This is a genomic window from Lacticaseibacillus pantheris DSM 15945 = JCM 12539 = NBRC 106106 (assembly GCF_001311175.1).
GTDB lineage: Bacteria > Bacillota > Bacilli > Lactobacillales > Lactobacillaceae > Lacticaseibacillus > Lacticaseibacillus pantheris.
The window spans coordinates 1-9,017 of record NZ_BBAI01000059.1 but is presented as its reverse complement, the minus strand read 5'-3'; the positions used below and the strand labels follow the sequence as shown (position 1 = coordinate 9,017).

3 protein-coding genes, 22 tRNA genes and 3 pseudogenes are annotated in these 9,017 nt (G+C 49.5%); 27 read left to right on the top strand and 1 reads right to left on the bottom strand.

Annotation, left to right across the window (positions count from 1 at the left end):
- Nucleotides 1-90: 90 nt before the first annotated feature.
- The 27 genes and pseudogenes from JCM12539_RS11975 to JCM12539_RS11845 all read left to right on the top strand — a co-directional run bounded on the left by JCM12539_RS11975 (nt 91) and on the right by JCM12539_RS11845 (nt 8,530).
- Nucleotides 91-162: transfer RNA gene (locus tag JCM12539_RS11975), tRNA-Gly, on the top strand.
- 31 nt (nt 163-193) lie between these two features.
- Nucleotides 194-267, top strand: a tRNA-Arg gene (locus JCM12539_RS11970).
- 5 nt (nt 268-272) lie between these two features.
- Nucleotides 273-346: transfer RNA gene (locus JCM12539_RS11965), tRNA-Pro, on the top strand.
- 25 nt (nt 347-371) lie between these two features.
- Nucleotides 372-445, top strand: a tRNA-Met gene (locus JCM12539_RS11960).
- A 14-nt stretch (nt 446-459) separates the two neighbouring features.
- A tRNA-Ile gene (locus tag JCM12539_RS11955) sits at nt 460-531 on the top strand.
- A 42-nt stretch (nt 532-573) separates the two neighbouring features.
- Nucleotides 574-646 (top strand) — tRNA-Met (locus JCM12539_RS11950).
- A 14-nt stretch (nt 647-660) separates the two neighbouring features.
- Nucleotides 661-734, top strand: a tRNA-Asp gene (locus tag JCM12539_RS11945).
- Between the two features lie 8 nt (nt 735-742).
- Nucleotides 743-815: transfer RNA gene (locus JCM12539_RS11940), tRNA-Phe, on the top strand.
- Between the two features lie 7 nt (nt 816-822).
- Nucleotides 823-893 (top strand) — tRNA-Gly (locus JCM12539_RS11935).
- A gap of 15 nt (nt 894-908) precedes the next feature.
- Nucleotides 909-982: transfer RNA gene (locus tag JCM12539_RS11930), tRNA-Ile, on the top strand.
- A gap of 19 nt (nt 983-1,001) precedes the next feature.
- A tRNA-Ser gene (locus JCM12539_RS11925) sits at nt 1,002-1,089 on the top strand.
- 4 nt (nt 1,090-1,093) lie between these two features.
- A tRNA-Glu gene (locus JCM12539_RS11920) sits at nt 1,094-1,165 on the top strand.
- A gap of 15 nt (nt 1,166-1,180) precedes the next feature.
- Nucleotides 1,181-1,270, top strand: a tRNA-Ser gene (locus tag JCM12539_RS11915).
- 10 nt (nt 1,271-1,280) lie between these two features.
- Nucleotides 1,281-1,353: transfer RNA gene (locus JCM12539_RS11910), tRNA-Met, on the top strand.
- 14 nt (nt 1,354-1,367) lie between these two features.
- Nucleotides 1,368-1,441 (top strand) — tRNA-Asp (locus JCM12539_RS11905).
- Nucleotides 1,442-1,447: 6 nt separating this feature from the next.
- Nucleotides 1,448-1,520: transfer RNA gene (locus JCM12539_RS11900), tRNA-Phe, on the top strand.
- A gap of 5 nt (nt 1,521-1,525) precedes the next feature.
- Nucleotides 1,526-1,606 (top strand) — tRNA-Tyr (locus JCM12539_RS11895).
- A gap of 5 nt (nt 1,607-1,611) precedes the next feature.
- Nucleotides 1,612-1,682: transfer RNA gene (locus tag JCM12539_RS11890), tRNA-Trp, on the top strand.
- Between the two features lie 13 nt (nt 1,683-1,695).
- Nucleotides 1,696-1,768, top strand: a tRNA-His gene (locus JCM12539_RS11885).
- A 9-nt stretch (nt 1,769-1,777) separates the two neighbouring features.
- A tRNA-Gln gene (locus JCM12539_RS11880) sits at nt 1,778-1,849 on the top strand.
- A gap of 23 nt (nt 1,850-1,872) precedes the next feature.
- Nucleotides 1,873-1,943: transfer RNA gene (locus JCM12539_RS11875), tRNA-Cys, on the top strand.
- Between the two features lie 41 nt (nt 1,944-1,984).
- Nucleotides 1,985-2,069: transfer RNA gene (locus JCM12539_RS11870), tRNA-Leu, on the top strand.
- Between the two features lie 502 nt (nt 2,070-2,571).
- Nucleotides 2,572-3,789 carry a glycosyltransferase family 4 protein gene (locus JCM12539_RS11865; protein ID WP_054651730.1) on the top strand — a complete coding sequence of 406 codons (1,218 nt, stop codon included), beginning with the start codon at nt 2,572-2,574 and terminating at the stop codon, nt 3,787-3,789.
- A pseudogene (locus JCM12539_RS11860) lies at nt 3,782-4,844 on the top strand (glycosyltransferase family 4 protein). Before JCM12539_RS11865 ends, JCM12539_RS11860 begins: the two are co-directional and overlap by 8 nt.
- A 24-nt stretch (nt 4,845-4,868) precedes the next feature.
- A complete protein-coding gene (locus JCM12539_RS11855) occupies nt 4,869-5,906 on the top strand; it encodes a lysylphosphatidylglycerol synthase transmembrane domain-containing protein (protein ID WP_054651728.1) in 1,038 nt (345 codons plus the stop codon).
- 72 nt (nt 5,907-5,978) lie between these two features.
- Nucleotides 5,979-6,250 (top strand): annotated as a pseudogene (locus JCM12539_RS11850) (YkuJ family protein).
- A 176-nt stretch (nt 6,251-6,426) separates the two neighbouring features.
- Nucleotides 6,427-8,530: pseudogene (locus JCM12539_RS11845) on the top strand (LTA synthase family protein).
- A 301-nt stretch (nt 8,531-8,831) separates the two neighbouring features.
- On the opposite strand, the gene JCM12539_RS14350 reads toward JCM12539_RS11845, so the two are convergent.
- The coding region (locus JCM12539_RS14350) for a hypothetical protein (protein WP_225350374.1) at nt 8,832-9,017 on the bottom strand (186 nt) is incomplete at its 5' end.

Below are 9,017 nucleotides of genomic sequence, written 5' to 3'. Positions count from 1 at the left end.
ATGAATTCCAGTTGGTGCGGTTGGCCCTCTGATTAATCAGGGGGCCACTTATCCGGAAGTTCATAGCCAACATAATTGATGACTCAATATGCGGAAGTAGTTCAGTGGTAGAACATCACCTTGCCATGGTGGGGGTCGCGGGTTCGAATCCCGTCTTCCGCTTACCAACATCCGTTGGTAGACAATTAAATATGCACCCATAGCGCAATTGGATAGAGTGTCTGACTACGAATCAGAAGGTTGTAGGTTCGACTCCTACTGGGTGCATTGTTCGGGAAGTAGCTCAGCTTGGTAGAGCACCTGGTTTGGGACCAGGGGGTCGCAGGTTCGAATCCTGTCTTCCCGATTGGAACTCTTGAGTTCTAGGTTTTCGCGGTGTAGCTCAGCTGGCTAGAGCGTCCGGTTCATACCCGGGAGGTCGAGGGTTCGATCCCCCCCGCCGCGATTAGGTTGAGTCATGGACTTAGCACAGTTGGTTAGTGCAGGCGGCTCATAACCGCTCGGTCGTAGGTTCGAGTCCTACAGGGTCCATCTTTACATGGCAGCCTATGTTTGATAGAATATTATGGTTATCGCGGGATGGAGCAGTCTGGTAGCTCGTCGGGCTCATAACCCGAAGTCGCAGGTTCAAACCCTGCTCCCGCAATTGAATTGAATATTGGTCTCATGGTCTAGTTGGTTAGGACGCCTCCCTGTCACGGAGGAGATCACGGGTTCGAGTCCCGTTGAGACCGTTTGAATCGGCTCGGTAGCTCAGTCGGTAGAGCAATGGATTGAAGCTCCATGTGTCGGCAGTTCGATTCTGTCCCGCGCCATTCATTCGCGGGTGTAGTTTAGTGGTAAAACCACAGCCTTCCAAGCTGTTGTCGCGAGTTCGATTCTCGTCACCCGCTGTATTCAATGAATATGGGCCTATAGCTCAGCTGGTTAGAGCGCACGCCTGATAAGCGTGAGGTCGATGGTTCAAGTCCATTTAGGCCCATTGAACTAAATATCACCATGGAGAAGTACTCAAGTGGCTGAAGAGGCGCCCCTGCTAAGGGTGTAGGTCGCGCAAGCGGCGCGAGGGTTCAAATCCCTCCTTCTCCGTTGTGGCCCGTTGGTCAAGTGGTTAAGACACCGCCCTTTCACGGCGGTAACATGGGTTCAAATCCCGTACGGGTCATTAACAATGCATCATGGAGAATTACCCAAGTGGCTGAAGGGAACGGTCTTGAAAACCGTCAGGTCGGTTCATGCCGGCGCGAGGGTTCGAATCCCTCATTCTCCTTTATAATTATCGCGGGATGGAGCAGTCTGGTAGCTCGTCGGCTCATAACCCGAAGGTCGCAGGTTCAAACCCTGCTCCCGCAATTGAATTGAATATTGGTCTCATGGTCTAGTTGGTTAGGACGCCTCCCTGTCACGGAGGAGATCACGGGTTCGAGTCCCGTTGAGACCGTTTAATGGCTCGGTAGCTCAGTCGGTAGAGCAATGGATTGAAGCTCCATGTGTCGGCGGTTCGATTCCGTCCCGCGCCATTGATGGGGGATTAGCGAAGTGGCTAAACGCGACGGTCTGTAAAACCGTTCCTTCGGGTTCCTAGGTTCGAATCCTAGATCCCCCATATATAGGGATATAGTTCAATGGTAGAACAACGGTCTCCAAAACCGTCGATGTGGGTTCAACTCCTACTATCCCTGTGGTACCATTATGGCGGTATTGGTGAAGTGGTTAACACACTGGTTTGTGGATCCAGCACACGTGGGTTCGATTCCCACATACCGCCCTTTGTTTTTGGGGTATAGCCAAGCGGTAAGGCAACGGACTTTGACTCCGTCATGCGCTGGTTCGAATCCAGCTATCCCAATCCCCAGTTGGGGTACTTTTGATGGCGGTATAGCCAAGTGGTAAGGCAGAGGTCTGCAAAACCTTAATCGTCGGTTCGAATCCGATTACCGCCTTCCCAGCGGGCTTGCCGCGGGAAATTGAATATACCTGTTATGCCGGTGTGGCGGAATTGGTAGACGCGCTGGATTCAAAATCCAGTTCCTGTTGAGGGAGTATCGGTTCGACCCCGATCACCGGTAGTTTTGAGAGTTTGGTACCTCTAGTAAGCTCTCGTAAGGTCGTAGAAATGCTGATTTATTGGCATTTCTTTTTTTTTGCTCTCGTAAGTTCTCGGGAGTTTGGGGGTATCGAGGTGACCAAAGGTGACCAAGTGACCCAAATCACGCTTTTTGGGTCACCTCGTCCCCACATAACTCCTTGGGGCACCAGGGAAGGAGGGGCGTTCTCCATCCCCTGAACCGTGGCCCGCAGAATCTGGTTACCGATCAAGAGCTGGTACCATAGAGGTGTTGGTCAATATGCATTTAAATCTTGACGATAAGGTTGGTAGCCTAATCTGTTCTCCGTGCAGCCACGCAAAGAATATTTATTGCTAACTTCGGCCTTCAGACTGATGTGTGCAGTGCACTTCCTGCGTGATAATAATCTGTATACTTAGGTACGTGGTCGGGTAATGCGAATTGCACCCGTCGGCGGAAATCTTTATACTGACAATAAGCATTCAATTGAGGAGGGATTGGCGTGAATATTGGCATTTTTACCGATACATACTTTCCACAGGTTAGTGGTGTAGCAACGTCCATTAAAACCCTAAAAACTGATTTGGAACGTAAGGGCCACTCCGTGTATATCTTTACTACCACGGACCCCAAGGTACCGGAAGGAACCGAGGAACCGAATATATTTCGTTTTACTAGTGTACCCTTTGTGTCCTTTACTGACCGGCGCATTGCCGTTCGGGGGTTATTTCACGCCCTGCAGGTAGCAAAAAAGTTGCGCCTGGACATTGTGCACACGCAGACTGAGTTTGCCCTGGGGTACATCGGCAAGTTTGTAGCGCGTAACCTCAAAATACCCGTGGTGCACACTTACCATACAATGTACGAAGATTATTTACATTACGTAATGAACGGACACCTGTTGCGGCCGTACCATGTCAAACAGATTTCCCGCGCCTTTTTGCATAACGATTCTGGTGTAGTGGCGCCTAGTGCGCGTGTGCAGACCACGCTCGAGGGTTACGGTATTAGCGCTCCCATCCGGATTATTCCCACCGGGGTAGACATGTTGCAATACGATCACGCACCTAGTCGGGATATTCGCAGCGAATTGGGACTAAATGATGTCCCCGTGTTGGTGTCCGTTTCCCGCGTGGCTTACGAAAAGCGGATTGACCGGGTCATTGATGCCATGCCGCGTATTTTGCGTCAGCATCCCGACACTGTGTTGTTAGTGGTTGGGGACGGTCCGGCGCGCGAAAGTTTGGAAGAACAGGCCGAAACCTTGGAGTTGGGCGACAGCGTCCGTTTTCTCGGTGAAGTTAACCATGATGAGGTGGCAGACTATTATCACGCAGGGGATATCTTTGTGTCCGCGAGTGATTCTGAGGCGCAGGGGCTAACCTACATTGAGGCTATGGCTTCAGGTGTGAAGGTTCTAGCACTGCGGGGCGACTACACTAACGCGCTCCTGGATGACCCCGCAATCGGACGCACCTTCAAGAACCCGTCCGAGATGGCCGCACAGGTTGTGGATTACTTGGACTATCCCGAGCAGTACAGCAATGACGATGCGCGTAGTGCAAAGTTGCAGTCAGTTTCTGCTGACGAATTTGGTAACCGCATCTTGCAGTTTTACCAGGACGCAACGGTCTACTACCAGACCGCAATCGCGGGGCGGGAAAATCGTGGACCCATTCGGTTGCACCGGGTAAGACGGAGGAACAGTATTAATGATTAAGATCCATATGTTCAGTTCTGCCACTAAGGTTGCTGGTCAGGGCGTGGGTTCGGTGTATACCGAGCTCATATCACTGTTGCGACGCTACTTTCCTGATGACTTTGATATTCGCATTAACGACTATGGCCGTAGCGATATTAGTCATTACCACACCATTGACCCGCAGTTTTATGCGTCGACCTTCAGCAAGCGGCGGGGTCGCAAAATTGGTTACGTGCATTTTTTTGCCCGATACCTTGGAGTCTAGCCTGACCCTACCACGCGTGGCGCAAAGCGTATTGAATAAGTATGTTATTTCTTTTTACAAGCGTATGGATCAAATTGTGGTAGTCAATCCCAATTTCATTCCTAAGCTAGCCCAGTATGGCATTAACCCAGATCACGTCGTATACATCCCCAACTTTGTCTCGCAACAAACCTTTCATGAGGACGATGCTGCGACTAAGGCTGATATCCGACAACGTTTGGGAATTGCTCCCGACGCATTTGTGGTCTTTGGGGCGGGGCAGGTGCAAGAGCGCAAAGGTGTTGACGATTTTCTCACGTTGGCGCGTCGCCACCCCGAACTGACGTTTATTTGGGCGGGGGGCTTTTCGTTCGGGAAAATCACGAATGGCTATAACCACCTCAAAGAGGCTGTGGATAACCCACCGGCAAACGTGACCTTTACCGGAATTATCCCGCGGCCAACCATGGTGGATTACTATAATGCGGCCGACCTATTTTTATTGCCCTCGTTTGAGGAGTTGTTCCCGATGGCGGTCCTAGAGGCATTCGCAACTGGTACACCAGTGATGGTGCGGGACCTGGAATTGTACGATCAAATTATTCGGCCGTACGCAATGCTGGCCAAAGATGTCGACGCCATGGATGAGCAAATCCAGCGAGTCGTTGATGACCGTAGCATCTGGCGGCACTATCAGGATTTGAGCCATGCGGCTGCGGCTGAATACTCCGAGGACCGGCTCGCGCGGACCTGGCACGATTTCTACACCGCGCAGGCGCAGTTAGCACCTCGACGCGGATTTGGTGCCCATCGTGATCAGCAAAGATAAGCGGATGCGCGGGAGGAACCAGCTGTGACTTCGAAGAATAAGCTTGTAGCAATTATTATGGTGATTGTGGGTATCGCCATTTTTGCCTGGGAAAGCCGTACATTGAATCCACACCAGGTTGTACGCCAACTGACACACCTGAATGTTTGGTGGTTGTTAGTTGCTGTCACTATGATGTTGGGCTCCTGGGTGATGGAGACGTTCGTTTTGCGGGTGTTGTTGCGGCACGAGGGGGAACAAAGTATGCCCTTTGGCCACGCGTTGCGCGTGCCGCTAGTAGAGCAGCTCTTTAACGCCATCACACCGTTTGCCGCCGGTGGGCAGCCCGCCCAACTGGTAGCAATGTTGCAAAGTGGCGTTGAGGGTGGCCGGGCCAGCTCGGTACTGCTCATGAAGTTTATTGTTTACCAGTTCATGGTGCTCATTAACTTTGTGTTCACTATCTTCGTCGCCTTCCGTACGGTTGCCATGCATTTTGGTGCGTTGGCCTTCCTGATTGCCTTTGGCATGATTATTCATGTCTCGGTGATCGTGGGTCTGTTACTGGTGATGTACTATTACCGCTTCACCCGCAAGTTACTGCATTGGGCAATGAAGCCGGTTGGTTGGTTCATCGGCCACGAACGACGGGACGTGAAAGAACTTGAGTTGGTAGCCAAAATTGATACGTTTTACGCCGAGAGTCTGCACCTCAAGCGCGCAAAGAAAAAGGTCTTCCGTGCAGCCATCTTGACCATGATACAACTGCTCATGTATTACAGCGTGCCGTACTTCGTTCTGCTGTCATTGCACGTTACGGACGTTGATATTATTGAGGTGATGGCCCTGCACGTCATGATTGTCATTATCACATCGATTTTTCCCATTCCTGGCGGTAGTGGGGGTGCGGAATACAGTTTTAAAACAATCTTTTCGATGTACATTGGCAACCCGGCAACAATGGTGCTGGCGATGCTACTGTGGCGGTTTTTAACCAATTATTTAGGGATGATTTGCGGGATTGGGGCAATCGCCGTTAGACCGCGGCAGAAACCGATGTCGACCGAAAAATTACTAAAGTGAGCGATATTTTGCCGCACTGATGGTCAATACGTGGTATGCTCATAACAGATAGAAGATAAGGGGGATACTCCCATGAAAGGTTCACAACTTGTTGCAATTATTAAGCGACTTGAGGCAATGCAAGATCTGATTCGACCGAAACCCAAACGCGGCGTTTCGAGAAGAATGGCGATGAGCGGGGATTAGTGTCATATGACCCGCAAACAGAAACGTTCGAGCTAGAAGAGATGGCCACGCACCAGACCTTTAAGTTCGACAATATTGATTTAGTAGCGATGGAAATCTTTGACTTGCTCGATGACGGTACTGACCCCGAGGATGAGACACCATCAGCTGCCGAGTAAGTAAGTTACCATACTTTGGTACGCAAAGAGTCCACGGCGATTGCCGCGGCTTTTTTTGTTTGTTTTGCTAAAAGGTTAATTTTATTGGGTAAAACTAGTAGATAAATATCAACGCGGTATAATATGCGTGTTGTAGTCATTTTTGACTACCATGAAGAACAATCTGGAGGTCCACTATGAAGGAATTAGGCGGCCGTATTCGTCGCGCCTTAAGCACTAGGATGGGATTCTTTATCCTGGCTGTCGCCCTGTTTTGGGCAAAGACGCTTTGGGCGTATAATACGAAATTCAACCTCGGTTCTACCGGTAGTTTCAGCAACTGTTACTTGCACTGAATCCACTGCCGACCACCATCCTACTTTTTGGGGCGGCGTTATACATGACGGGGCGGAAGTCGTACGTCACGATGTTGCTAATTGACGGTATTACTACTACTTGGTTATTTGCAAACGTGTTGTATTACCGCGAGTTTTCCGACTTCATGACCTTTGCCCTAATCAAAGGCAGTAGCTCAGTGTCGAACAATCTGAGCACTGGTATTACTAACATTATTCGACCATCCGATTTCTTGGTGTTCCTCGATGTGGTGATTCTAATTGTCGTGCTGGCATTTAAAGTCATTAAGATCGATATGCGCCCCGTTAAGAAGCGCGTGGCGATGTTAATTTCGTTACTGGCGGTTTTACTGTTCGGTGCCAATCTCCAAATGGCGTATCATGATCGTTCTGGGTTGTTGACCCGCACCTTTGATAACAACTACATCGTTAAGTACTTGGGCTTAAACGTTTACACCGTGTATGACGGCGTCAAGACTGAGCAGAACAGTGCAGTGATGGATAAGGCCAAGGCCAGCGACCTAGATAGTGTTAAAAACTGGCTCAAGAAGAACCGAATGAGCGGTAATGTCTCGTACAAAGGTGTAGCCAAGGGGAAGAATGTCATTATCTTCCACTTGGAGAGTTTCCAGCAGTTTTTGATTGATTATAAGTCTGATGCAAGTACGTCACCCCTAACCTGAATAAGATTTATCACGAGAGCGACACTCTTAGTTTCGATAACTTCTTTAACCAGGTTGGCCAAGGGAAAACGTCCGACGCCGAAATGATGCTGGAAAATTCTTTGTTCGGGACCTCTGAAGGGTCTGCGATGAGCCAGTACGGGACGAGTAACACATTCCAGGCGGCTCCCGCAATTTTGGCCCAGACACAGGGCTACACTACGGCAGCTTACCATGGGGATGTACCAAGTTACTGGAACCGTGAGAACACCTACAAGTCCTGGGGATACGACTACTACTTTAGCAAGTCGTACTATAAGGACAAGAAGAGTTACGAAATTGGCTACGGACTTAAGGACAAGATTTTCCTCAAGGAGTTGGTTCCGTGGATGGAACAGCTCCCACAGCCGTTCTATAGCAAAATCATTACCCTAACAAACCACTATCCGTACCCACTGGACAAGAAGAACGTGACAATCCCGAAGACCAAAACGGGGGATGACACCGTTGATGGGTACGTACAGACCGCGCATTACCTTGATCAGGCTGTGGGCGAGTTTATGAAGTACCTGAAGAAGTCTGGGTTGGATAAGAACACCATGGTAGTCTTCTATGGTGACCACTACGCAATTTCTGACAACCACAAGAAGGCAATTGCGCAGCTACTGGGCAAGAAGAGCGTTGACGACTTTGATATTACTCAGTTCCAGAAAGTGCCGTTGATGATTCACATGCCGGGCCTCAAGGGGGGCATTAACCATACCTATGGCGGTGAAATTGACGTACTGCCGACCGTTGAGAATCTCCTGGGTATTGATAGCTCCAAGTATATTCAACTGGGTACGGATCTGTTGGCCCCTAATCGGAATCAGACAGTCGCGTTCCGTGACGGCGACTTTGTCAGCCCGACGATTACCAAGGTCGGGAGTGCTTATTACGATACTCAGACGGGGAAGAAGATTACCAACCCAACTGAGAGCCAGAAGACTCAGGAACAGGACAGCCTGAACCGTACGACAACGATGCTTTCGCTGTCCGACCGAATTATTCAGGGTGACCTATTACGTTTCTATCACCCGGATGGCTTTACCAAAGTAGACAAGTCTAAGTACAACTACAAATTGAGTGCGGCCAAGACGTCACTCAAAAAGGCACAGGAAGATAAGAAGACCAGTGTCCTTTACGAAAACGGTAATAAATCGACCATCGATGACTATGTCACCGACGCTCCAGAATTGTCGACTAGTAGCAGTACTAGTTCCAGCAGTTCCAGCGATAACTAAATAAGCAACAGCATAATCCGCTCAGGAGTAATACCACTTAAGCAATGTGGTGTTGCTCCTGAGCTTTTTTTTGCTGGCAAGCATTAAAGTTAGTGGGTGCCTGAAGCACGGTGGGCACCATTACGGCAGAACGTAGTAATGCAGTCCCTTCAGATGGGAGGTGATGAGGGGGATAGTTGCTCTTACGTATCAGGAGCAATGTATGTTGACGTGAAAGTGGGGGATGATGATTTGTTGAATGGCCAACGTCACCTAATTTCTACTGATAATGATTATGTCGGTGGTTAGCTGGGGTGCGAATTCAAAAGAATGTTTTTTTTAACGTCAGAACGGCAAAATACGCTTGACGGTAGCGGAACGCGCTGGTAAGATATTCTTTGTTGTCTGGCAGGGGTAACCGCCAAGTGCAAGGCCAAGGCCTTGTACGGGTGAGTGCTAACCACTTGCAAGAATAAATATTCAAAACAATGTGTTGACATTGCTTTTG